18 protein-coding genes are annotated in these 24,898 nt (G+C 69.6%); 17 read left to right on the forward strand and 1 reads right to left on the reverse strand.

Features of this window, described 5'->3' with window-relative positions; all coding sequences use genetic code 11:
- Nucleotides 1–8: 8 nt before the first annotated feature.
- From ACG02S_RS12545 to ACG02S_RS12590, 10 genes are all read left to right on the forward strand, one after another.
- The gene (locus tag ACG02S_RS12545; RefSeq protein WP_394470802.1) at nucleotides 9–2,390 is read left to right on the forward strand and encodes a methyl-accepting chemotaxis protein; all 2,382 of its coding nucleotides are present in this window, start codon (nucleotides 9–11) and stop codon (nucleotides 2,388–2,390) included.
- 30 nt (nucleotides 2,391–2,420) lie between these two features.
- Complete coding sequence (locus tag ACG02S_RS12550; protein ID WP_394470803.1) at nucleotides 2,421–8,486, forward strand: hybrid sensor histidine kinase/response regulator; 6,066 nt, start codon at nucleotides 2,421–2,423, stop codon at nucleotides 8,484–8,486.
- Nucleotides 8,487–8,490: 4 nt separating this feature from the next.
- On the forward strand, nucleotides 8,491–9,528 hold the full coding sequence (locus ACG02S_RS12555; protein WP_394470804.1) for a GGDEF domain-containing protein: 1,038 nt from the start codon (nucleotides 8,491–8,493) through the stop codon (nucleotides 9,526–9,528).
- A gap of 206 nt (nucleotides 9,529–9,734) precedes the next feature.
- Nucleotides 9,735–11,132: a CHASE3 domain-containing protein gene (locus ACG02S_RS12560; protein WP_394470805.1), complete on the forward strand. Its 1,398-nt coding sequence runs from the start codon at nucleotides 9,735–9,737 to the stop codon at nucleotides 11,130–11,132.
- Nucleotides 11,129–11,764, forward strand: coding sequence for a response regulator (locus tag ACG02S_RS12565; protein WP_394470806.1), 636 nt, complete (start codon nucleotides 11,129–11,131; stop codon nucleotides 11,762–11,764). Before ACG02S_RS12560 ends, ACG02S_RS12565 begins: the two co-directional genes overlap by 4 nt.
- A 118-nt stretch (nucleotides 11,765–11,882) precedes the next feature.
- Entirely contained in the window at nucleotides 11,883–12,722 is an 840-nt protein-coding gene (locus ACG02S_RS12570) for a response regulator (protein ID WP_394470807.1), read from the forward strand.
- A 215-nt stretch (nucleotides 12,723–12,937) separates the two neighbouring features.
- The gene (locus ACG02S_RS12575) at nucleotides 12,938–13,444 is read left to right on the forward strand and encodes a Csu type fimbrial protein (protein WP_394470808.1); all 507 of its coding nucleotides are present in this window, start codon (nucleotides 12,938–12,940) and stop codon (nucleotides 13,442–13,444) included.
- A gap of 12 nt (nucleotides 13,445–13,456) precedes the next feature.
- A complete protein-coding gene (locus ACG02S_RS12580; RefSeq protein WP_394470809.1) occupies nucleotides 13,457–14,194 on the forward strand; it encodes a fimbrial biogenesis chaperone in 738 nt (245 codons plus the stop codon).
- A gap of 32 nt (nucleotides 14,195–14,226) precedes the next feature.
- Nucleotides 14,227–16,500, forward strand: a complete 2,274-nt coding sequence (locus tag ACG02S_RS12585; protein ID WP_394470810.1) for a fimbria/pilus outer membrane usher protein — start codon at nucleotides 14,227–14,229, stop codon at nucleotides 16,498–16,500.
- A gap of 4 nt (nucleotides 16,501–16,504) precedes the next feature.
- Nucleotides 16,505–17,008 (forward strand): Csu type fimbrial protein, encoded by a 504-nt coding sequence (locus ACG02S_RS12590; protein ID WP_394470811.1) that lies wholly within the window; start codon nucleotides 16,505–16,507, stop codon nucleotides 17,006–17,008.
- Between the two features lie 57 nt (nucleotides 17,009–17,065).
- Here the strand turns inward: ACG02S_RS12590 and ychF are convergent, their stop codons facing one another.
- Nucleotides 17,066–18,157 carry a redox-regulated ATPase YchF gene (gene ychF, locus ACG02S_RS12595; protein ID WP_394470812.1) on the reverse strand — a complete coding sequence of 364 codons (1,092 nt, stop codon included), beginning with the start codon at nucleotides 18,155–18,157 and terminating at the stop codon, nucleotides 17,066–17,068.
- Nucleotides 18,158–18,295: 138 nt separating this feature from the next.
- On the opposite strand from ychF, the gene ACG02S_RS12600 reads away from it, so the two are divergent.
- The 7 genes from ACG02S_RS12600 to ACG02S_RS12630 all read left to right on the forward strand — a co-directional run bounded on the left by ACG02S_RS12600 (nucleotide 18,296) and on the right by ACG02S_RS12630 (nucleotide 24,783).
- Nucleotides 18,296–19,417, forward strand: coding sequence for an FAD-dependent monooxygenase (locus tag ACG02S_RS12600; protein ID WP_394470813.1), 1,122 nt, complete (start codon nucleotides 18,296–18,298; stop codon nucleotides 19,415–19,417).
- A gap of 19 nt (nucleotides 19,418–19,436) precedes the next feature.
- Entirely contained in the window at nucleotides 19,437–20,168 is a 732-nt protein-coding gene (locus tag ACG02S_RS12605; RefSeq protein ID WP_394470814.1) for a DsbC family protein, read from the forward strand.
- Between the two features lie 5 nt (nucleotides 20,169–20,173).
- Nucleotides 20,174–20,614: a DUF3429 domain-containing protein gene (locus ACG02S_RS12610; RefSeq protein ID WP_394470815.1), complete on the forward strand. Its 441-nt coding sequence runs from the start codon at nucleotides 20,174–20,176 to the stop codon at nucleotides 20,612–20,614.
- Nucleotides 20,614–22,323, forward strand: a complete 1,710-nt coding sequence (locus tag ACG02S_RS12615; RefSeq protein WP_394470816.1) for a M61 family metallopeptidase — start codon at nucleotides 20,614–20,616, stop codon at nucleotides 22,321–22,323. Before ACG02S_RS12610 ends, ACG02S_RS12615 begins: the two co-directional genes overlap by 1 nt.
- A gap of 7 nt (nucleotides 22,324–22,330) precedes the next feature.
- Complete coding sequence (locus tag ACG02S_RS12620; protein ID WP_394470817.1) at nucleotides 22,331–23,428, forward strand: DUF3108 domain-containing protein; 1,098 nt, start codon at nucleotides 22,331–22,333, stop codon at nucleotides 23,426–23,428.
- Nucleotides 23,429–23,433: 5 nt separating this feature from the next.
- Nucleotides 23,434–24,222, forward strand: coding sequence for an enoyl-CoA hydratase (locus tag ACG02S_RS12625; RefSeq protein WP_394470818.1), 789 nt, complete (start codon nucleotides 23,434–23,436; stop codon nucleotides 24,220–24,222).
- Nucleotides 24,223–24,411: 189 nt separating this feature from the next.
- The gene (locus tag ACG02S_RS12630) at nucleotides 24,412–24,783 is read left to right on the forward strand and encodes a DUF4148 domain-containing protein (RefSeq protein ID WP_394470819.1); all 372 of its coding nucleotides are present in this window, start codon (nucleotides 24,412–24,414) and stop codon (nucleotides 24,781–24,783) included.
- Nucleotides 24,784–24,898: the final 115 nt, after the last annotated feature.

The raw sequence follows: 24,898 nt of genomic DNA on the forward strand, positions 1-24,898 counted from the left end.
AGGGTGAGATGAGTCTGCTGGAAAAAATCAGGGGAAAGTCCGAGGCCGATGACGTGCCGCCGCCGGCCCCCGAGGCGGGCGACACGACCATCGACTCCACGAGTGGCGCCGGCTTCGACCCGACACGCAACTCTGAAGCGACATTGGCTGGCGTCGAGATCCCGCCGCGTGCTGAAGGGGCCTATGCCTACGGCTACGGTGATTCGCCGTCCATCATCTCGCCCGCCGTGCCGACGGAGCCTGGGCCCAACAGCGAGTTCCCGCCCAGCGGCATGGGGTTCGCCCAGACCACGCAGGCTGCCGATCCCACGATGCTGCTGTCTCCGCCCGCAGCGACGGGTGCCGAGCGGCTGACCGAACTGTTCGGCAAGCACCGCCAGCGCGTGCTGACGGGCCTGGTGGTACTAGGCCTGGTGGGCACGGCGAGTTCCGTCGCGATGGTGCTGGTGAGTTCCAACCGCAGCGCGGCCCAGGTGCGCGCCGCCGGTTCAGCGCTGATGCACTCGCAGCGGATGGCCAAGTCCGTGTCTGCGGCGCTGGTGGGCAATCCGACGGCCTTCGCGGAACTGCGCGAATCGGTGGGCACGCTCAGCAGCGTGGTCAACAACCTGCGCACCGGCACGGGTGAGCTGTCCATCGCACCGGCTGCCGTGCAGCCCACGCTGGAATCGCTGATGCCGCTGGTCGAGCGCGCCGAGAAGAACGGCAAGATCGTGCAGGGCCAGGAGAAGGTGCTGACGCAGGTGGGTCAGGCGCTGCGCGCCATCAACCGCCAGTCCAGCGACCTGCTCGAAAGCGCAGAGGCAGTGTCATCTCAAGCGCTGCAGATCGGCGCGTCCGCCGGCGAAGTCTCTGCGGTCGGTCAGTTGGTCATGCTGACCCAGCGTATCGGCAAGAGCGCCAACGAGTTCCTGACACAGGAAGGCGTGAGCCCCGAGGCCGTGTTCCTGCTGGGCAAGGACTTGAACTCCTTCAAGCTCATCACCGAGGCCTTGATCAACGGCAGCCCCGAGCTGCGCCTGAATGCCGCCCGCGACCCGCAGCTGAAGGAACGCCTGCAGACGCTGCTGATGCAGTATGAACAGACCCGCACGCAGGCCTCCGCCATCCTGGGCAACCTGCAAGGTCTGGTGTCTGCCCGTGAAGCGCAGACCGCCATCCTGGCCGACTCAGAGCCGCTGCGCAAAGGGCTGGAGCAGTCCGCCGCCGACCTGGAAAAGTCCGGCGGTGCCGGCTGGGGCCTGATCGTCCTGCTGCTGCTGTCGCTGGTCGCGCTGGTGGGTGGCGCACTGGGCTTCCTGCGCCTGTACCTGGGCGACCAGAGTCGCCGTGCCGAACTCGCCGAAGAACAGAAGCGCGCCGCCGAGGCGCTGGAGCAGGAGGCCAAGCGCGTCAACGACGCCAACCAGGCGGCCATTCTGCGGCTGATGAACGAGCTGTCCACGGTCGCTGAAGGTGACCTCACACAGCAGGCCACGGTGACGGAAGACATCACCGGCGCGATTGCCGACTCCGTGAACTACACGGTGGAGGAGCTGCGCACGCTGGTGGGCCAGGTGCAGCAGACGGCAGCGCGCGTGACCGACACCACCGGCGCGGTGGACCAGACGTCGACCGACCTGCTGGCAGCGTCGAAGGAGCAGCTGCACGAGATCCGCGCGACCGGCGAGGCCGTGCTGGGCATGGCGGGTCGAATCACGGACGTGTCCGCACAGGCGCAGACGACCGCCGAGGTCGCGCGCCAGAGCCGTCAGGCCGCCGAGCTGGGTCTGGCCGCGATGCAGAACAACATCGCCGGTATGAACACCATCCGGGACTCCATCCAGGAGACGTCCAAGCGCATCAAGCGGCTGGGCGAGTCGTCTCAGGAAATTGGCGAGATCACGGAGCTGATCTCGGACATTACCGAACAGACTAACGTGCTGGCCCTGAACGCCGCCATCCAGGCCGCATCCGCCGGTGAAGCCGGTCGCGGCTTCTCGGTGGTGGCGGAAGAAGTGCAGCGGCTGGCCGAACGTTCCGGCGATGCGACGCGCCGGATCGCCGCGCTGGTCAAGACCATTCAGACCGACACGCACGACGCCGTGGCCGCCATGGAGCGTTCGACGCGCGGGGTGGTGGAAGGTACTCAACTGTCCGACGCGGCCGGCAAGGCGCTGGAAGACATCGACAGCGTGTCGCGCCAGCTGGACGAGCTGATCGTGCGCATTTCCGCTCAGGCCAAGCAGGAGGCCGAGCATGCGAATGCAGTGGCTTCCAACATCCAGCACATCTTCGCCGTGACCGAGCAGACCTCCGAAGGTACGCGCTCCACTGCCCAGATGGTGCACGAGCTGTCTCGCTCCGCCGAGGCGCTGCGCACCTCGGTGGCCCGATTCAAGGTCGCCTGAACCTGACGCACTGAGCGAGAAAGCCAACGCATGGACAGCTCCCTGCGAGACTCCGAACTTCCGGCCGACCTCAGTCCGCTGGCCTGGGTGCAGGAAGAACTGCGCCGTTCCCTGGAGTCGGTACACAAGACCCTGCGTCGCCTGGTGAGGGAAGGCGGCGACAACCGCTTGTCCGCCTTCGGCAGCGACAGCCAACCTAGTGCACCGCTGCAGCAGGCGGCGGCGCAACTGCATCAGGTCAGCGGCGTGTTGTCGCTGGTCGGCCTGCCCGCGGGCGCGGCCATGCTGCGCGCCGCAGAGACCGCCGTCGAACGGCTGGCTCAGCGGCCGCTGGAAGTCGAGGCCAGCACGGTCGACACCATCGAGCGCGCCGACTTCGCATTGCTGGCCTATGTGGCCCGGCTGCTGGCCGGCGCGCGCGCGTCGCCTCTGTCGCTGTATCCCAGCTACCGTGAGCTGCAGAAGCTCAATGGCGCCGAGCGCATCCACCCGGCCGACCTGTGGTCGTTCGAATGGGGCTGGCGCACGGTGCCGCTGGAGCCTGGCGTCGCGCCCCGCGCACCCGACACGGTGCGTGCGCCGTTCGAGGCCGCGCTGCTGCGCCAGATGCGCGAGCCCAACCCGGCCCATGCCGCCAACCTGTCTGGCCTGTGCGCCGGCCTTGCCGCCGCGCTGCCGGCCGGCAACTCGCGCACGCTGTGGCAGCTGGCCGCCGCCGTGTTCGAGGGGCAGGCGCTGAAGCTGCTGCCCAGCGATGCCTACATCAAGCGCCTGGGCTCCAAGCTGCTGCACGAGCTGCGCGTGCTGGGACAGGCCGACGTGTCCGAGCGCCTCGCGCAGGACCTGCTGTTCTTCTGCGCCCAATGCCGCGTCACGCAAGGTGCCGGCCCGCGCCTGCAGGCTGTCCATGACGCCTGGCGCCTGACCGAAGAGCAGGCAGGCGACTATGAGGACGCCAGCCTGGGCCGCATCGACCCGGCCTGGGTTGCGCAGGCCAAGCGCCGCGTGGTGGCGGCCAAGGACAGCTGGTCCAGCGCGGCCGAGGGCGACCAGCACCGTCTGGCCGGCCTGGATGAGCAGTTTGCCGCGCTGGCCGAGTCGCTGACGCGGCTGTTCCCCAGCGGCGAGGTGCTCGCGCAGACCCTGCAGCGCGCCGTCGTTGCGACGTTGCGCTCGCGCAGCACGCCTCCGCCGGCGTTGGCGATGGAAGTCGCCACCAGCCTGTTGTACGTCGAGGCGGCACTGGAAGATGCCGCCTTCGACCAGGCCGAGCAAGCCGACCGGGTGCGCCATCTGGCGCGCCGCGTCGAGGCTGTCGCGCACGGCCAGGCCGCCGAGCCGCTGGATGACTGGATGGAGGAGCTGTACCGCCGCGTCTCCGATCGCCAGACGCTGGGCAGCGTGGTGCATGAGCTGCGCGCCAGCCTGTCCGAGATCGAAAAGCAGTGCGACGAGTACTTCCGCAGCCCCACGCAGCGTGAGCTGCTGATCCCCGTGCCCGGCCAGTTGCAGGCCATGCGCGGTGTGTTGAGCGTGCTGGGCCTGGACCAGGCCGCCCAGGCCACCATGCGCATGCGCGACGAGGTCGACGGCCTCGCGAGCACCGAAATTGATTTTGATCGGCCGGGCGCGCGCGACGTTTTCGAACGCCTCGCCACCAACCTGGGCGCGTTGGGTTTCCTCATCGACATGTTGAGCGTGCAGCCGGCCCTGGCCAAGCGCATGTTCCAGTTCGATGAGCGCAGTGGCCGGCTGGAACCGGTCATGGGCCGCCGCGAAGGCGCGGTCGAGCTGCCCGACTTCGAGGCCAGCGGTTTCCATGTCGATCTCGAGCCGGCAAGCCCCGCGCCCGTGTTCGATGCAACGCAGCCCGTGCGTGTCGACCTGACCACGCTGGACCTGCCCGACCTCAGCCTGCCCGATCTGGATCTGTCGCTGCCCGCGCCGACCCCTGTCGCCGTGCCGGCGCCCCCACCGGCACCCGTGGCCGCAGCTGCGCCGACCGAGCCTAGCGTCGCCGACGACCCGGAGATGCGCGAGATTTTCCTGGAGGAGGCCGACGAGGTCATCGGCAATGCCCGCGCCGCGCTGGATGCGCTGCGCAAGTCGCCGACCGATCACGGCCAGCTTACCGTCATCCGGCGCGCGTTCCACACGCTGAAGGGCAGCGCCCGCATGGTGGGCCTGAACGACTTCGGCGAAGGCGCTTGGGCGTGCGAGCAGCTCTACAACGCGCGTCTGGCCGAGGCGACGCCGCAGGCCGACACCGCGCTGCTGAACCTCACGACGGAGGCCCTGGACCACCTGACACATTGGCGCGAGCAGATCGCTGGCAACGAAAGCGGTCGCAGCGAATCCGGCCCGCTGCGCCGCAGCGCCGACGCGCTGCGCCTGCAAGGGCAATACCTGCCGCTGCAGGTGGAGGCCACCGCGACGGTTGAAGCCGCGCCCGAACCCGTCGCCGATGCGACCGTGGAGATGGTGGAGCTGCCGCTGGAGATCGAGACCATCGAGGTGGTGGAGGTCGTCGAGATGGCTGCCGCGCCGGAGCCCGAGCCGGATCCCGCATACGAGCCCGAGTTCTCGCTTGACCTGGCCGAGCCCCAACCCCAGCTCCTGCCCGAGCCGGTGGTCGAAGAGGTCACGCTGGATCTGGGCGACCTGCCCACCGAGTTGATGGCTGAGCACGAGGCGACAGCGCCCATGCCGCTGGTGGCGCCTGAAGAGCAGACGCTGCCGGCCTTCCGCCTGGAGCTCGATCTGGACGACGAGCCGACGCAGGTCGTCGATACGCCGGCCGTTGCGACCCCCGTGGCGCCGCTGGACGAGCCCACGATGGCCCTGCCCACGCTGACGGTGGTGGAGCCGGACTTCGCCGAGACGGCCGTGCCGTCCGACGAGGACGTCACGCCTGTCGATCCGGACGAAGGTTTCAAGGTCATCGGACCGCTGCGCATCAGCATCGCGCTGTTCAACATCTTCCTGAACGAGGCCGACGAGCTGTCGCGCAAGCTAGCCGTGGGGCTGGCCGAATGGGCGGTCGATCGCGACCCGCCCGTGCCGCACAGCTGCGAGGAGCAGGCGCATGCGCTGGCCGGCAATGCCGGCACGGTGGGCTATGAAGGCCTGTCCGCGCTGGCCCGGGAGCTGGAACACGCACTGAGTCGCGCCCAGCGCGCTACACGCTACACGGAAGAGGACGCCGCGCTGTTCGTGCGCGCCGCCGACGACATCCGTCGGCTGCTGCACCAGTTCGCCGCCGGGTTCCTGAAGGACAACGACCCCGACGTCATCGAGCGCCTGCATGCCTACGAGCCGCAGGAAGAGTTCAACTCCACGCAGTTGCCGCTGGACGAGCCGGACGATGTGGCGGACACGCTGATCGGCGACTACGACGAAGAAGCGCCCGCCGAGGCGCAGCAAGAACCGGTCGCGCCAGAAACGGCGCTGACCCTGGAATCGGAGCCGGAGCCGGAGCCGGAGCCGGAGCCGGAGCCGGAGCCAGAACCGGAGCTGGAGCCGGTGACCGTCGACGAGCTCCCGCCCGTCTTCGCGGACGAGGCGCTGGAGGCAGAGCCCCAGGTCGTCGCCGAGCCGGAGCCCGAGTTGGCGCCCGCGTCCGAAGTGGCGTCGGCGCTGCCGCTGCAAGCCGAGGAGCCCGAGCCGGAACCGGGTCTGCCCGACGCCATCGAGCCCGAGCTGTATCCGATCTTCGAGGAAGAAGGCCGCGACCTGCTGCAACAGCTCCACGGCGCGCTGCGCGACTGGCAGGCCCAGCCGGACGACCTCGGTCGGTCCGACGCCTGCATGCGCGCGCTGCACACCTTCAAGGGTGGTGCACGCCTGGCGGGTGCGATGCGACTCGGCGAACAAGCCCATCACCTGGAGTCCGCCATCGAGGCGCTGCTGCAGGCCGGCACCGCCGACTTCGCCCAGGTGCAGGCACTGCAGCACGAAGGTGACGCGCTGGAGCATGCCTTCGAGGCACTGGGCGAGAGCCTGAAGGCGCCCGCTGCCACTGCGCCGGCCGCCCTGGTGGCCCCGCCACCGCCGGCGCCTGCGCCGACGCCAGCCCCCGCAGTCGAAGTCGACGTTGAGGACGACCGGCCCGAGCCGCTGGCCCGCTTCGCAATGCCGGCGCCGGTCGAGGAGGCGCAGCCGGGGTCCGACCGCCAGATCGACTGGAGCCGCTTTGCCGAGGCCGCCGAGATCGAGGCCGGCAGCGACAACCTGGCCATCGGCCAGTCGCTGGTGCGCGTGCGCGGCAGCCTGCTGGAACGCATGGCCACGCAGGCCGGCGAGGTCAGCATCCGCCGTGCGCGCATGGAGTCCGAGCTCGTCCAGATGAAGGGCGCACTGCTCGACCTGGACGACAACCTGGAGCGGCTGCGCACGCAGCTGCGCGAGCTGGATCTGCAGGCGGAAGCCCAGATGCACGCTCAGCAGGAGGCGGCGCAGCAGGGCGGGCGCGAGTTCGACCCGCTGGAGTTCGACCGCTACACCCGTTTCCAGGAACTGACCCGCATGCTGACCGAATCGGTCGGCGACGTCGCGACGCTGCAGCGCACGCTGACGCGCAACGTGCAGACCGGCGAAGACGAACTGGCGGCGCAGTCGCGACTGACGCGCGAGCTGCAGGATGACCTGCTGCGCACGCGGCTGGTGGAGTTCGACTCCATCGGCGAGCGCATGCACCGCGTGGTGCGGCAAGCCGCGCGTGACAGCGGCAAGCAGGTCAAGCTGGAGATCAAGGGCGGCCAGACGGAGCTGGACCGTTCCGTGCTGGAGCGCACCTCGGGCGCCTTCGAGCATCTGCTGCGCAACAGCGTGGCTCACGGCATCGAGGCACCGGACGTGCGGACGGCCGTTGCCAAGGATCCGGTCGGCGCGCTGCGCATCGAGGTCAGCCAGCACGGCAACGAAGTGCTGCTGAACTTCTCGGATGACGGGGCCGGTCTCAACCTAGCCCGCATCCGCGAACGTGGCCTGCAGCTGGGACTGATCTCGGCCGATGCCGAGACCGACGACGCGCATCTGCGCCGCCTGATCTTCGCGCCGGGCTTCTCCACTGCCAGCCAGGTCACCGAGCTGAGCGGCCGGGGCATCGGCATGGACGTCGTGCGAGCCGAGGTCGGCACGCTGGGTGGCAGCATCGAGACCACGTCGACGGCCGGCCAGGGCACCAGCTTCCTGCTGCGCCTGCCGCTGACCACCGCGCTGACGCAGGTCGTGCTGCTGAAGAGCGGCGAGCAGGTCGTCGCCGTGCCGGCGGCGCTGATGGAGTCTGTGCAGCGTGTGCCGGTCGAGGCCATCGAAGCGGCCTATGCCAGCGGCAAGCTGCAGCACGGCGGCGTCGAGCTGCCGTTCTACTGGCTGGGCGGTCTGCTGGGCCATGCGGGCCGCGGGCATCCCCACGGGCGCCATGCGCCGGTCGTGCTGGTGCGCAGCGCCCAGGCGGCGTTGGCACTGCACGTCGACGAAGTGGTCGGCAACCAGGAAGTGGTCGTCAAGAACCTCGGCGCACAGCTGAACCGCGTGCCGGGCCTGGCGGGCATCAGCCTGCTGGCTTCGGGCGAAGTGGCGCTGATCTACAACGTCGTGGCACTGGCCGACTGGTACGGCGCCGACGCGCAGACCCGTCTGGCAGCGCTGCAGGCGCAGGTGGAGGACGGCGGCGAGGCCGCGCCGGTGGTCCCGGTGGTCGAGGAGGCTACGCAGGCGCCGCTGGTGCTGGTCGTGGACGACTCGCTGACGGTGCGCCGCGTGACGCAGCGCTTCCTGGAGCGGGTGGGCCTGCGGGTGGTGCTCGCCAAGGACGGTCTGGACGCCATGGAGAAGCTGTCTGCCGACGAGCTGCCCAACGTCGTGCTGTCGGACATCGAGATGCCGCGCATGGACGGCTTCGACCTGGTGCGCAACATGCGTGCCGATGCCCGCCTGGCGGGGCTGCCGGTCATCATGATCACGTCGCGCATCGCGCAGAAGCACCGTGACTATGCGGCGCAACTCGGCGTTGACCACTACCTCGGCAAGCCGTACGACGAGGACTACCTCTTGGGCCTGATCCGCCAGTTCACACAGGCGAGCATCGCTTGAACCCATGTCCCAGGTTGTTGACCATCTTGCCGAACTGACCGGCTTCCGCGACCGTGACGTCATGGACGTCACGCTGGTCATGGCCTTGCGTGACCTGCTGGAGCCCGAGTCGGTGGCCATCTACCGCTGCATCGGCGAGACGGGAGAGGAGCGCTGGCTGACGCGCGCCCACCTGCGTGCCGGCGAGGCGGTGGCCACGGCGGATCCGCTGTGGGCCATGCCTGAGTCGCTGCCGCTGGCGACGACCCATCCGTTGCGGCTGGAGGCAATGCGCAGCCGCAACGTGACGCAGGTGATGCAAGGCGAGAGCTGGCTGTACCTGTTCCCCATTGCGACCGACCGCGACGTGGTGGGCGTCATCGAGGTGCTGTCGTCCCACCGGCTGGGCACGGGCGCGCAGCGCATGGTCAGCAGCGTGTTGCGGATTTATCACAACTTCCAGGGGCTGCTGGACTATTCCGAGCGTGACACGCTGACCGGGCTGCTGAACCGCAAGACCTTCGACGAGAGCTTCCTGAAGGTCCTTTCCGAGATGCCGGCCCGGCCGGCCGTCAGTCACGAGGGCGAGGACCGGCGCCATGATGTCGCAGTGCCACACTACGTGCTGGGCGTTATCGACATCGACCACTTCAAGTCGGTCAACGACCGCTTCGGCCACCTGATCGGCGATGAGGTGCTGCTGCTGCTGTCGCGCCTGATGCGCGGGTCGTTCCGCTTCCACGACCTGCTGTACCGCTTCGGCGGCGAGGAGTTCGTCGTGCTGATGCGCTGCGACGAGGAAGTCCATGCTGGCGAGGCCTTCGAGCGCCTGCGCCTGAACACCGAGCGCTACGCCTTCCCGCAGGTGGGCCACATCACGGTCAGCATCGGTTTTACCGAGGTGCGGGCCGGAGACGCGCCCGCAGCCGCCTTCGAGCGGGCCGACAAGGCGGTCTACCACGCAAAGGGCCACGGCCGGAACCAGGTTCACAACTACGCGGCGCTGGTCGCGCGGGGTGTCATCCGCGAGGCCGAGCAGCAGAGCGACGTCGAGCTGTTCTGAGGTTTGCTAACCGCAACTCCATGCGGGTTGCGCTGACTTGCCTTTTTAGTGCGCAAGCCATAGCCTAACGGCGTTCCGTGCTGGCGTCGCGCCGACGCCGGCCGATTGTTCGTGTTCGAGTGTGTGGACCGGCTCGGCTGTCTTCGCCGGGCGTCGCCGCAGAGGTCCGCGGCCGTTCCCCGATCGTCACGTTGCTGCGGGAGAACATGCGCTATTACTGGGTCTCGCTGTGCCTTCTGATTGCTGCGGTCATTGCGTTCGTTGGCACGGCCGTCGGCACGCGCCTGAGCCTGGCTGACCTGATGGTGCGGGATGCCGAGCGTCGCGAGGCCTTGCAACTGGACACCGAGCTGCAGCGGCTGTTGACGCTGCTGGTGGACATCGAGACCGGCCAGCGCGGTTACATCATCACCGGGCAGCTGCCCTTCCTGAGGCCCTACGAGGAGGCGCTGCAGGAGCTGGGCAAGCAGCGCGAGGGGCTGCGCGTGCGGCTGCAGCGCAACGGGGCGCCGACGGAAATGCTCGACCGGCTTGACCAGCTGATCGACGCCCGCATCCAGCACAGCCGTCAGAGTGTCGAGCGCCGCGTGGACCACACGGCCATCGCGCAGGACCTGGGGCCCTACGTCGAAGGGAAGCGGCTCATGGATGACCTGCGCTTCCAGGTCGACCAGCTGGCGCTGGAGCAGCAGCGGCGCATTGCAGACGTCGACCTTCTGGCCGAGGACGTCCAGCAGCGCACGACCTGGCTGACGAAGTCGTTGCTCGGGGTGGGGCTGGTGGCGCTGGCGCTGGCGCTAGCGCTGATGTTCTATGAGCGCCGGTTGCGGGACCTGGCCGAGACAGCCCTGCGCGTCGCCAACGCGGGGCTGGAACAGCAGGTGGCGCAGCGCACCGAGGCGCTGAGCCAGGCGCTGCTGCGCATCCGCAGCTTCGCCACCGAGCTGGATCGCAGCATCGAGGACGAGCGCCGCCGCCTGGCGCGCGAGGTGCACGACCAGATCGGCCAGGTCGGCACCGCCATTAAGATGATTGTGGCCACGTTGCGTGCCGAGCCGCCCTCGCGCGCCGAGCCGCTGTTCAAGGAGCTGGAGGTGCTGGCCGACGACACCATCCGGTCTGCGCGGCACATCTCCGCCGCGCTGCGCCCGCCGCTGCTCGACGAACTTGGCCTCGAGGCGGCGCTCGGGCATTACCTGCAGACGCTGGGGCGCCAGTCTGGGCTGACTACGCGGCTGGAACTTGATGCCGCCGAGCTGCTGACGCCGCAGCAGGCCAACCCGCTGTTCCGCATCGTGCAGGAAGCCAGCACCAACGTGCTGCGGCACGCCCATGCCACCGCGCTGCGCGTGACCGGCCGGCCCCGGGTGCAGGCGGGAGAGTCGGGGTACGAGCTGGAGATCGTCGACAACGGTCGCGGCCCGGGCGGCACGCGGCCCGATGCGTCAGGGCTGCGCGGTATGCGAGAGCGTGCGGCGCTGGCCGGCGGCGACTTCGACTTTGGCGCGGCCTTGGAACACGGCACCCGCGTGCGGGTCTGGCTGCCGCTGGAGCCGCCCGGCGCCGGGGATCAGGATGCGCAGGAAGAGGAGGCCTGGACATGAGAGTCCTGATCGTTGACGACCACCCATTGATGCGCATGGGCATCCGCCAGCTGGTGCTGCAGGAATGGCCCGACGCGCAGGTGGACGAGGCATCGGGCATTGCCGAGGCGCTGACCCGGGCGGCCGCGGCCCGGCCAGGGCTCATCACGCTGGACCTGTCGCTGCCGGACGCCCAGGGCACCGAGGGCGCCAGCAAGCTGCTGCGCGCCGTGCCGGGCGTGCCGCTGCTGGTGCTGAGCCTGAATGCCGAGGCCGCCTACGCCGCGCGGCTGATCCAGATGGGGGCCAGCGGCTACCTGCCCAAGGACCGTGCGTCCGATGAGCTGCGTGTTGCGCTGCGCCGGCTGTCGGAAGGCGGCCGCTACGTCACCGCCACGATGGCCGACCACCTGCTGGCGCTGCTCAGCGGCAAAGCGCCTCAGGCGCTGCCGCACGAGCAGCTGTCGACGCAGGAGCACCGCGTCATGCTGCTGATCGCAGCCGGCAAGACGCCTTCGCAGATCGCCGAGACCATGCACCTGTCGGTCAAGACGGTGGGCAGCTACCGGGCCCGCATCCTGGAGAAGGCGGGCTGGGCCAACAACACCGAGCTGACGAAGTACTGCGTGCAGCACGGGCTGACCGATATCTGACGCGTCAGCCCCTCCGGCGTGTAGGCAATTCACCTACATCACCTCGCGGCAATCCCGCCGTCGTGCTGCCTGCATCCCCCACTGATGCCGGAGCGCGCCTGGCCGCAGGATCGGCGCCATGGACATATTCGTTGTTGAAGACTCTGTCGCCATCCGCCGGCTGCTGGTACGCCGCCTGGATGCCATGCCTGGCCTGCGGGTCGTGGGTGAGGCTGCCGGACAGCGCCAGGCCTTCGCGTTGATCCAGTGGACGCAACCCCAGGTGGTGCTGCTGGACCTGTCCCTGGCCAGCGGATCGGGCTTCGGCCTGGTCAGCCAGCTGCGCGACGCTGGCTACAGCGGTCGCATCGCGGTGCTGACGGCCCAGGACGCGGAGCCCTACCGCAGCGCCTGCATGAAGGCTGGCGCCGATGCCTTCTACGACAAGGGCACCGGCCTCAACACGCTGTTCGACGACTTGGCCGGCCTGGCCGCCACGCGTGCTGGCGACCTGGACGGCCGGCCCTGCATGCAGCTGCGGGACGGTCTGACCGGCCTGCACAACAAGGTGGCGCTGCACGAGCGCCTGGACCAGGCGTCCCGCTGCGCCAGCCGTGACGGGGTGGACCTGGCCGTCTATGTGGTGCGCCTGCTGGGCTTGACCGATCTGCCAGCCGATCAGGCCGACACCATCGCGATACAGGTTGCCGAACGGCTGAGGTCCGTCGGCAGCGAGTCGGATATCGTGGCGCGCAGTACCCGGGACCAGTTCGCCGTGGTGCTGACCCGGCTGCATCAAGCCGATCAGGCAGCCGGCCATGCCCGCGACCTGGCGGCACGCATGGCGCCCCCTTTCCAGCTGCCGGGGGGCGAGCGCGCGTTGAACATCGAGATCGGCATGGCCCTCTTCCCCGCCGACGCGGTGTCGCCGCACGGCCTGCTGACGCTGGCCGAGGCCAGTGCGTTCGGCGCGCTTTGAGGGGCGGCGGGAGGGACGCGGTCGCTCTGCCTGGCGCGTGTAGGCAATTGGCCTACGCCAGCTTGCAGACATCCCGCCGCCCACAGACAGGCAACGCCCGCTGCTGAAGAATCCGGCCAGATTCGAAGATTGCGTTCATCGGGAAACGGTCAAGGCGACCCACCGGTCCGACCCGCCCCCCCGCAAGTGCTTCAAATCAACCCGGAGACATGACGATGACCACCCTGAACATCCGCAAGCTGGCCCTGCTGACCGCTGCCCTGCTGCCCGCGCTGGCTCAGGCTGCCACCAGCGGCAACAGCTTCCAGGTCACCGCCACCGTCACCACCGCCTGCACCGTGTCGGGCACGACGCTGAACTTCGGCTCCGCCATCGACCCGCTGGCCACCGCCACGCCACTGGACGCCACCTCCACGCTGACGGTGCAGTGCACCAACACCACGCCGTACACCGTGGCGCTGAATGCGGGCGTCAACGCCGGCGGCACGTCCAACTTCGGCTCCCGCACGATGAAGAGCGGCAGCCACACGCTGGCCTACCAGCTGTACCTGGACGCCGGCCGCTCCAGCGTCTGGGGCGACGGCACCGCCAGCAGCAGCACGTCGCCGGGTACCGGCACCGGCAGCGCGCAGACGCTGACCATCTACGGCCGCCTGCCTTCACTTGCCAATGTCGTCCCGGGGAGCTACACCGACACCGTGACCGTCACGGTCAGCTACTGAAGGAGGTTAGCCATGAAGCGCTTCGCCAGGATGCTGGCTCTGTTCTTCCTGGTGTCGTTCTGGTCGTACTCGGTACGCGCCGCCGACGTCACGCTGATGCCCGTCACCGTCAAGCTGGACCGCGCCAACGACCGCGCCACCGTGCAGGTGATGAACAATGGCCAGGAGCCTGTGCTGATGCAGGCCGAGGCCATCGCCTGGAACCGCGTGGGCGGCATCGACATCGACGCGCCCACCAGTGACCTCATCGTCAACCCGCCGGTCTTCACAGTGCAGCCCGGGCAGACGCAGGTACTGCGCCTGGGCCTGCGCCGCAGCCCCCAGTTGGAGCAGGAGGCGACTTATCGCATCGTGCTGCGCGAGGTGCCCATGCCGCGCCCGTCCGACGTGCTGAACGTGGCCGGCAGCGTTCGCGTGCTGGTCGCGCTGCGCGTGCCTGTCTACGTGGCGCCTGCGCAGGTCAAGCGCAGCGAGCAGTGGCAGGTCAGCCGCGCCCCCAATGGCGAGCTGCTGGCGCAGGTGTCCAACGGCGGCAACGTGCACCTGAAGGTCAGTGAGCTGCGCCTGCAGGGTGAGGGCGGCACCGCGCTCGCGTCGCTGACGCAAAAGGGCAGCCAGTCCGTCATCTTCCCGGGCGAGCAGCGCACCTTCCGGCTGCCGGCGCATGACAAGGCCACGCAGGTGCTGGTGCAGACCGACCAGGGCCCGCAGACCGTGGCGCTGAACGAGCCTCGCGAGGTCAAGCCCTGATCTTCAGCCGCGCTGCCGTTGCTGCAGTGCTGATGGCTGCGGTCGCCGCGGCTGCAGAGTCGCCGCAGCCAACGCCGACGCGCGTGAACTGGGGCGAGACGCTGTTGCTGGCGCTGCGCTTCAATGGCATCGCGCAGGACGGCATGCTGCGCGCCGTGCGGCTGGCCGAGGGGCTGGCCATTCCGCAGTCCAACTGGGATGAGCTGAACCTGCGCCTGCCCACCGCCGGCACGCGCGTCATCGACGGCGAGCAGCACGTGATGCTCGCTGCAGCCGGCCCGCTGCGCTGGCATATCGACGAAGCGACGCAGACGCTGGAGGTCGACGCACCGGCCGCCGCCTTCGTGGGGCAGCGGGTCGACCTGTCGCCCGGTCAGCCCCGCGTCACCCAGCCGTCGGCCTGGGCGCCCTTCATCAATTACGACGCCCAGTGGCAGCGCCGCTCGCGCAGCCGTGCCATGGCCGATGCGTTGTGGGAGCTGGGCCTGTTCAGCCCCACGGGCGACTTCAGCAGCACCGGCTTGGCCCGCAGCGAGGGCCGCGGCGTGCGGCTGGACACGCGCTGGCAGCGCGACGACCCGGCGCGGCTGGCCCGGCTGCGCGTCGGCGACGCCGTCAGCCAGGGTGGCGCCTGGGGGCGGGCGCTGCGCTACGGCGGCGTCCAGTGGGGCACCGACTTCTCGCTGCAGCCCGGGTTCCTGAGCTTTCCGCTGCCGGCGCTGCGCGGCGAGGCGGCGCTGCCTTCAACGCTGGACGTCTACGTCAATAACAGCCAGCGCCTGCAGAGCCGGCTGCAGGCCGGGCCCTTCGACCTCAGCGAACTGCCGGTCGTCACCGGCCAGGGCGAGATCCGCACCGTCGTGCGCGACCTGCTGGGCCGCGAGCAGGTGGTCGTGACGCCGTACTACGTGAGCCCGGCGCTGCTCAAGCCGGGGTTGAGCGCCGTCAGCATCGACTTCGGCGCGGAGCGCGAGGACTACGGCATCGCCAGCAACCGCTACGGTCGTGCGCAGGCTAGCGTCACTCACCGGCGCGGCGTCACCGAGCGCTTCACGCGCGAGCTGCGCGTCGAGGCCGCAGGCCGTCAGCAGTCGGTGGGCGCCAGCGCCTGGTTGCTGTGGCCCACGCTGGGCACCGTCACGGCCTCGGCCGTTGCCAGCCACGCGCGCGGCCTCGGTGCCGGGTGGATGCTGCTGGCCGGTGTGGAGCGCCAGGCGCGTGACTGGAGCGGCAGCGTGCAGGTGCGCCACGCCAGCTCGCGCTTCAGCCAGCAGGGCCTGGGGGAGGGCACCGCGCCACGCACCGTCGTGACGGCTGCGGCCGGCACTGCCTGGCGCGGCCATTCGTTCGGGGTCAGCTTTGCGCAGCAGCGCGGTGGCCGTTTCGAAAGCAAGCTGGCGCAGTTCAACTACGGCCGCGACCTGGGCCGTTGGGGCTACCTGGGGCTCATCGTGCTGCGCGACTTCAGCCCCGGCGGCAACGGCAACACCGTGGGCCTGAGCTGGAGCCGCGCGCTGGACGAGCGCCACGGCGCCGGCGCCAGCCTGCAGCGCCAGCGTGGCTTGGACGGCGGATACGAAAACGTGCTGCAGGCACAGTTCCAGCGCAACCCGGCGTTCGGCACCGGCCTGGGCTACCAACTGCTGGCCGAAGGTGACAACCGGCAGTTCGCTCAGGCGCAATGGCAGGGTGAGCGCGCGGTGCTGAGCGGTGGCGTCGCGCGGCGCGGCCGTGACACCGAGGTGCGGGCCGGCGCCAGCGGCGGGCTGGCTTGGATGGACGGCAGCTTCTTTGCCGGCCGTCGCGTCGACGGCGGGATCGCCATCGTCGACGTGGGCGGCCACGCAGGCGTGCGCATCACACAGGACAACCACATCGTCGCCCGCACCGATGCGCAGGGCCGCGCCTTCGTGTCCGGCCTGCGCGGCTACCAGTCCAACCGCGTGGGCATCTTCGCGTCGGACCTACCAATGGACGTGGAGCTGGAGGCGCTGGAGATCCAGCTGACGCCGGCGGCGCGCAGCGCGGCTCGCATCGACTTCCCGATCCAGCGCGGCCGCGCCGCGGCCATGCAATTGATCGACGCCACCGGCCGCGCGCTGCCGCCGGGCAGCCAGCTGCGGCTGGTCGCCCCGGGCAAGCAGTTCGCCGTGGGCTTCAACGGGCGCGCCTATGTCGCGGGCCTGGCGGCCGGTCGCAACCGCGTGCTGGCGCAGTGGCCCGAAGGCCGCTGCGAGTTCGACCTGGAACTGCCGGCCGCCAGCGGCGATGATCTGCCCGACCTGGGCACCCTGATCTGCCGGTGATGACATGACCCGACACCCGCTCGTTCTGTTGGCGCTGCTGCTGACCCTGCTGGGCTGGGGCGCGCCTGCCCAGGCGCTGTGCCTGCCCGCCGTCTGCAGCTGCGGCGTGACGACGACCAACGTCGCCTTCGGCACCTACAGCCCGCTGGCCTTCGGCAACACCGACACGACGGGCAGCGTGAGGATCAGCTGCGGCGGTGTGGCCGGCCTGCTGATTCCGTTCAACATCGCCATCAGCGCGGGCGGTGGGGGAACGTACGCCAACCGGCGCATGGCCAGCGGCGCCAACGTGCTGCGCTACAACCTCTACACCGATGCGTCGTACACGACGCTCTGGGGCGACGGCAGTGCCACATCGCAACTGGTCAACGCGAGCGTGCTGCTGGACCTGCTCGGCCTGTCGCCGGCGCAGACCTTCTACATCTACGGCCGCATCCCTGGCCGCCAGCTGACGGCCGTGCCGGGCACGTATGCCGACACCATCAGCGTCACGCTGACCTACTACTGAGCGGCAATGCAAAAGGCCGGCATGCAGCCGGCCTCGCGGTTCAGCGTCGGGCGGCACTCAGACGTTGAACAGGAAGTGCAGCACGTCGCCGTCCTTGACGACATATTCTTTGCCCTCCGCGCGCATCTTGCCCGCGTCCTTGGCGCCTTGCTCGCCGCGGTACTGGATGAAGTCGTCGAAGGCGATGGTCTGGGCGCGGATGTAGCCGCGCTCGAAGTCGGTGTGGATGACGCCAGCCGCCTGCGGGCCGGTGGCGCCGATGGGCACGGTCCAGGCGCGCACTTCCTTCACGCCGGCCGTGAAGTAGGTCTGCAAACCCAGCAGCTTGAAGGCCGCGCGGATCAGGCGGTTCAGGCCCGGCTCGTCCTGGCCCATCTCGGCCAGGAACAGCGCGCGGTCCTCGTCCTCCATCTCGGCCAGTTCCGACTCGGTCTTCGCGCAGATGGCGACGACCGGGCCGTTCTGTGCCGCAGCGTATTCCTTCAGGCGGTCCAGGAAGGGGTTGTTCTCGAAGCCGTCTTCCGACACGTTGCCGACGAACATCGCCGGCTTGGCAGTGATCAGACACAGCGGCTTCAAGATGACCCACTCTTCCTTGCTGAAGTCGATGCTGCGCACCGGCTTCGCCTGGTCCAGTGCTGCCTGGCACTTCTCCAGCACCTTGACCAGTGCGATGGCTTCCTTGTCGCCGGCGCGCGCCACCTTGTTGTAGCGGTGCAGGCTCTTCTCGACAGTGCCGAGGTCGGCCAGGCACAGCTCGGTCTGGATGACCTCGATGTCGGAGATCGGGTCGACCTTGCCGTTGACGTGAATGACGTTCGGGTCCTCGAAGCAGCGCACCACGTTGACGATGGCGTCGGTCTCGCGGATGTGCGACAGGAACTGGTTGCCCAGGCCTTCCCCCTTGCTGGCGCCGGCCACCAGGCCCGCGATGTCGACGAACTCGACGACGGCCGGCATCACGCGCTCGGGCTTGACGATCTCGGCCAGCGCCGCCAGCCGCGGGTCAGGCAGCTCGACGATGCCCACGTTGGGCTCGATGGTGCAGAACGGATAGTTCTCGGCGGCGATGCCGGCTTTGGTCAGGGCATTGAAGAGGGTGGACTTGCCGACGTTGGGCAGGCCCACGATGCCGCATTTGAGGCTCATGAGAGGACTTTCCTTTGGGGAGGGCGATCGCCGCAGGTCGGCGGCCCAAGCCGGCAATTTTAGTCGGCCGGGCGCGGCTGGCTGCGGTCGGGCCCAGGTGCGGCAGGTGGCTGCATACCCGCTGCCTACAATGCCAGCATGCAGAGCGTGGATGTACTGGTCAAAGGGCGGGGTGCCGTGGGCAGCAGCCTGGCACTGGCATTGGCGGCCCAGGGCCTGTCCGTCGGCATGACCGGGCGGCCCGAGCCGGCGCGCGCCGACGACGTGCGCACTTATGCGCTCAACGCGGCCTCCGTCGCGCTGCTGACCGACTTGAAGGTATGGGACGCGCTGCCGGCCGATGCAATCAGTCCGGTCTACGACATGGTCATCCGCGGCGACGCGCCGGCGGACCGACCGGCGGGCCGGCTGAGCTTCTCGGCATGGCAGCAGGGGCTGTCCGAGCTGGCCGTCATCGTCGATGCCGGTGCGCTGGATGCCCAACTGGCCACGGCGCTGCGCTTCTCACCACATGTGCGTGACGTGGCTGACGGCTGCCGCAGCGCGCTGACGGCGCTGTGCGAGGGCCGCGAATCGGGCGCCCGGGCGGCGCTCGGCGTCGAGTTCATGTCGCAGTCCTACGGCCACCGCGCGCTGGCGGCACGGCTGGTGGCCGACCGTCCGCACCAGGGCGTGGCGCGCCAGTGGTTCCGCCCGGGCGGCGAGGTGCTGGCGCTGCTGCCGTTCGAGCGGCCGGCGCCGGGTGCGTCCTACGGTCTGGTGTGGTCTTGCGACGCCGCACGCGCTGAAGCGCTGCAGCAGCTGGCGCCGGCCGAGTTCGAGCAGGAACTGCAGTCGATCACTGGCGGCGTCGCCGGCAGCCTGGGTCTGGCGAGCGAGCGGTCGAGCTGGCCGCTGGCCATCGCGCGGGCCGACGCGGTCAGCGGCCCCGGCTGGGTGCTGCTGGGCGACGCCGCCCACATCGTCCACCCGCTGGCCGGCCAGGGTCTGAACCTGGGCCTGGGCGACGTGGCTGCGCTGGCCCGCGTGCTGGCCGCGCGCGAGACCTGGCGCCCGCTGGGCGATGAGCGCCTGCTGCGACGCTACGCCCGCGAGCGCCTGGCGCCCACGCTGGCAATGGGCGAGCTGACCGATGCGCTGCAGCGGCTGTTCGCTCATCCATCCCCGACGGCGCAGGGCTTGCGCAATCGCGGCCTCGATGCACTCGACCAACTTGCCCCCGTCAAACGCTGGCTGACCCAGCGCGCGCTGGGGCTCTAACCCGTCCATCGCCCGAATCGTGCTGTATTCCCTCCGCCTCTTCGCCGGTCTGCTCGTCGCCGCCTGCCTGCCCGCCCTCGCCAACGAGACCGTCATCCGCAAGAGCTTCACCGAGCGCATGCCCAACGCGCCCAAGATCGACGAGGTGCGGCCGGGGCCGGTGCCGGGCCTGTGGGAGCTGCGCATCGGCAACGAGCTGCGCTACACCGACGCCACTGGCAGCTTCCTGATCGAGGGTGAGATCTTCGACATGAAGGCCAAGAAGAACCTGACGGAGGAGCGCATCGCTCAGCTGAACCGGGTCGACTTCGCCGCACTGCCCTTCAAGGATGCGCTGGTGTGGAAGAACGGCAACGGCAAGCGCCGCATCGCCGTGTTCGCCGACCCGAACTGCGGCTACTGCAAGCGCTTCGAGAAGTCGCTGCAGGAGCTGAAGGACGTCACGGTCTACACCTTCTTGATCCCCATCCTGGGTGGCGATTCGCCCGAGAAGTCGCGCGCCATCTGGTGTGCCAAGGACAACACGGCGGCCTGGCTGGGCTGGATGCTGAAGAACGAGCAGCCGCCCAAGCCGCCGGCCGCCTGCGACAGCGGCGCCGTGGAGCGCAACCTGGCGCTGTCGCGCCGCATCCATGTCAACGGCACGCCGGCCATCCTGATGGAGGACGGCAACCGCATCCCGGGCGCCGTGGGCGCCGTGGAGCTGGAGCGCCGCCTGCAGGCGGTGACGGCGCCGGCCGGCAAGTCCTGACCCTCATGAGCGCAGATCTTCGCCAGCTCGCGCATCGCCTGGCCTATGCGGCGCTGCTGCCGCTGGTGCTGGGCGCCGGGCTGATCTGGCTGTTCGGCGGCCAGGGCATGGAGCAGCAGTACGTCTTCGTCGGCTTCGCGGTGTCGACGTATGCAAGCCTGGTCATCGCGATGCTGGGAGGCCTGCACTGGGGGCTGTCGTTCGCGCGCGGCCTGCCGCTGCGCGGATCGCTGGTCTGGGGGGCGGCGGCCATGTCGCTGGGCTGGGTGGGCGTGCTGATGCCGCCGCATGCCGGACTGGCGCTGCATGGCGGCATGCTGATTGCCTGCTACCTCGTGGACCGGCGCCTGTACCCGCAGCTCGGGGCAGGGGGCTGGCTGACCCTGCGCTTTCGGCTGACGCTGGTCGCGGCGCTGAGTTGCTTCCTGGCCGCCGCAGGCAGTTGATGCACGGACCCGACTACCGCGTCGAACTGGCCGACCTCGCGGCCCACCGTTTTCGCGTCACGCTGACGCTGGCGCACCCCGCAGCCGAGCAGGACTTCAGCCTGCCGGTGTGGATCCCGGGCAGCTACCTGGTGCGCGAATTTTCCAAGCACCTGAGCCGGCTGAGCGCATGTCAGGGCGAACGGGAGTTGCCCGTCGAGCAACTGGACAAGGCGAGCTGGCGGGTCCGCTGCACCGGCGCCGAGGCGCTGGTGTTGAGCTACGAGGTCTACGCGTTCGATGCGTCCGTGCGCACCGCCTGGCTGGACAGCCAGCGCGCGTTTTTCAACGCCAGCAGCCTGTGCCTGCGCGCGCATGGCCGCGAGAGTGAGCCGCACCGCCTGACGCTGGCCGCCGTGCCCGATGGCTGGCAGGTCGCCACCGAGATGCGTGTGCAGGGCGACGGTTTCGAGGCGGCGGACTACGACGAGCTGCTTGACCACCCGTTCGAGATCGGCCCGCACTGGCAGGGGGAGTTCCAGGCGGCCGGCGTGCCGCATCGCATCGTCGTTGCCGGCGCCTGGCCCAGCTTCGACGGCGAGCGGCTGCTGGCCGACGTGCAGCGTATCTGCGAGGCGCAGATTGCGCTGTGGGGCGGCGCGCCGTTCGCTCGCTACAGCTTCCTGCTGTGGGCGGTGGACGACGGCCATGGCGGCCTGGAGCACCGCGCAAGCACCGCGCTGATCTGCGCGCGCCGCGAGTTGCCGACCGCCGCCGAGCCCGCCACGCCGGGCGACAACTATATGAGGCTGCTGGGCCTGTTCAGCCACGAGTACTTCCATGCGTGGAACGTGAAGCGGCTGCGGCCGGCTGAGTTCGCTACTTTCGACTACCAGCGCGAGAATTACACCGAGCTGTTGTGGTTCTTCGAGGGCTTCACGAGCTACTACGACGAGCTGGTGCTGCTGCGCGCGGGCCTGGTGGACGCGCCGCGCTACCTGAAGCTGCTGGCGGCGTCTGTCAACAGCGTGCTGGCCGCCCCGGGCCGGTGTGTGCAGCCGCTCAGCGCTGCCAGTTTCGAGGCCTGGACCAAGTACTACCGGCCCGACGAGAACAGCCCCAACACGACGAGCAACTACTACGCGCAGGGTGCGCTGGTGGCGCTGTGCCTGGACCTCTCGCTGCGCACTCGCGGGGCGGGGCTGGATGCGCTGATGCGGCAGCTGTGGCACCGCAGCGAGGGCGGGCCGGTCAGCGAGGCCGACATCCTGGCCGGCGTGCGCGGGCTGGCGGGTGACGAGGTGGCGGCGCAGCTGCACGCATGGGTGCACGGCACCCACGAGCTGCCGCTGCGCGAGCTGCTGGCGGCGCATGGCGTGGCCTGGCGAGAGGACGGGCGGCAGACCGTCGCCCAGCGACTGGGCCTGCGGGTGCGCGAGAGCGCGTTGACGGGCATCCAGGTCAGCCATGTGCTGTCCGGCGGCGCGGCCGAGGCCGGCGGCGTGAACGCGCGCGACGAGGTGCTGGGCTGCAACGGCTGGCGGCTGCGCCGGCTGGACGACGCACCCTCATTGCTGGCGGCCGGCGACACGCGCATGCGCCTGCTGGTGAGCCGCGACCAGCGTCTCGTCGAGCTGACCGTCGAGCTACCGCCGCCCCGGAACGCCGCCGTGGCGCTGGCGCTGGCCGAGGGCCCTCCGGCCGCGCGGCTCGGCTGGCCCGCCGCCTGAATCCGCCATGAAGTCGCCACGGCCACCGTGGCTGCTGGTGCTGGCCGTGCTGGGCCTGCACCTGCTGGCGGGTCAGGAGGTGCAGCGCATCCAGGAAGGCTGGGCCAGCGACGGCGAGTCCGCGATGCCGGCGCGCATGCAGGTCGAGTTCGTGCGCGAGATGGTGATGCAGGCGCCGTCGGTCAGCGTGCGTGCCGTGGAGCCACCGGCCGCCGCGCTGGACGGACGTGGCGCCGCGCCGCCGGTCGCCTTGCCCGCGTCGGCGCCGCAGACGTTGCCGCCCCCGCCGCCGCTGCCGATGCCGGACCTGCCACCCCTCCCGGACGTTGTCGCCCAAACGGCATCCGCGCCCGCGCAGGTGGGGCCGCCCGTCGCGCGGGCCGCGTCGGCGCCGTCCAGTGACGAGCCCGGCCCCGAGTGGCCGCTGTCCACGCGGTTGACCTACACGCTGAGCGGCCACTACCGCGGCCCGGTGTCGGGGACGGCTCAGGTGGAGTGGATGCGTCAGGGCAGCAGCTACCAGGTGCACCTGGACGTCGACCTGGGCCTCGTGTCGCGGCGCATGAGCAGCCAGGGGCGGCTCACGCCCGACGGCATCGCGCCGGAGCGCTACGACGAGGAGACGCGCGTCCTCGGCTTCAGCCGCGACCCGCTCAAGGTGTTCTTCCTGGCGGCGGACGTGCAGCTTGCCAGTGGCGTGCGCCGGCCTCTGGCGCGCGGCGCGCAGGACGCGGCCAGCCAGTTCGTGCAGTTGACTTGGCTGTTCCTGACTGGCCGCGAGCCGATGCAGGCCGGCCGTGTCGTGACCTTCCCGCTGGCGCTGCCGCGCCGGCTGTACGACTGGCAGTACGAGGTCGTAGGCGAGGCCGTGCTGCAGACGCCCATGGGGCCGGTCGCAAGCTGGCATCTGCGCCCCAGCGCAGCGGCGCGCCAGGGTGTGTCCGGCGGCGACATGGTGGCCGAGGTGTGGCTGGCGCCGTCGCTGCAGTACCTGCCGCTGCGGCTGGTCATCCGCCAGGACGAGCAGACCTACATCGACCTGATGCTGAAAAGTGCGCCGCTGCAGGCCGCGCCAGAATCGGCCAACGACACCCCCAGGAGATAGCGCCCATGACGTACGAATGCATCCTCACCGCCGTCCACGGCGACGGGCCGCGCAAGACCGGCCTCATCACGCTGAACCGCCCCAAGGCGCTGAACGCGCTGAGCGACCCCCTGATGGACGAACTCGGCGAGGCGCTGCTAGCCTTCGATGCCGACGACGGCATCGGCTGCATCGTGCTGACGGGCTCCGAGCGTGCCTTTGCGGCCGGGGCGGACATCCCGACCATGCTGCCTCACACCTTCGTCAGCGCGTTCAAGAGCGGCCTGCTGTCCAAGAACTGGGAGACCATCCTGCAGGTGAAGAAGCCCGTCATCGCGGCGGTGGCGGGCTATGCACTGGGTGGCGGCTGCGAGCTGGCGATGATGTGCGACTTCATCATCGCGGCCGACTCGGCGAAGTTCGGCCAGCCTGAGATCAAGCTGGGCGTGGTGCCCGGAGCCGGCGGCACGCAGCGCCTGCCGCGCTCCATCGGCAAGAGCAAGGCGATGGACATGCTGCTGACGGCCCGCATGATGGACGCGGCCGAGGCCGAGCGGGCCGGGCTTGTGTCGCGCGTGGTGGCGGCGGAGAAGCTGCTGGACGAGGCGCTGGCCGCCGCAGAGACCATCAACGGCTTCAGCGGTCCGTCGGTCGCGCTGGTCAAGGAGCTGGTGAACCTGGCCTACCAGACGCCGCTGCGTGACGGCGTCGCCGTGGAGCGGCGCTACTTCCACGCGCTGTTCGGCAGCCACGACCAGCGCGAAGGCATGGAGGCGTTCCTCGCGAAGCGGGCACCGAACTTCGAACACCGCTGATTGACTCCTTTTGTGGCTCAGCTGTGAGGTGACAGCAGCAACTGTTTGTGAAATGTAAATAGTCAGTTCCGACGGGCCTGGTGTTTCTACCGAGTTCCGCTCCCTACAGTCCAGGCCATGGACACCGCGCCGCGTTGTCCGAATGACCCGAAAGCAGGACGTTCCTGCGCAAAGCTGAAGGAGCCCGTCATGAACAAGCTGTCCACCCTCATTGCTGCCGCCACCCTCGTTGCCGCCGGCGTCGCCAGTGCCCAGAGCGCCGCGCCGCTCACCCGCGCGCAAGTCATCGCTGATCTGGCCGCCGCACGCAACAGCGGCGAACTGGCAGTCATCCAGGGCGAAAAGGGAGTTGAACTGACGACTCCAGCTACCGACAAGGCTGCCGTCGCCACTGCCACGCTGCCGCGTCAGGCCGTGCTGACCGTCAAGCCGACCGACGTGCGCGTCGATCAGAAGACTGCCGCCGCGCTGGCTGCCGACCATGGCGAGAACGCCGCCCGCGAACTGGGCGACTTCCCGGCTCCCATCGCCCGCCGCAGCACCGCGCTGGCCGGCCGCTGAAACAAAGCGGTTTCAATCGCAGCAAAGGCGACCCGGGAGGGTCGCTTTTTTGTTGCCTGCGTTCCTAGAATCCGCCGCCCGCCCAAAGAAGCGGACGCATTGGAGACGAGATGGG

Origin of the sequence: Pelomonas dachongensis (assembly GCF_043555865.1) — a bacterium.
Lineage (GTDB): Bacteria > Pseudomonadota > Gammaproteobacteria > Burkholderiales > Burkholderiaceae_C > Pelomonas > Pelomonas dachongensis.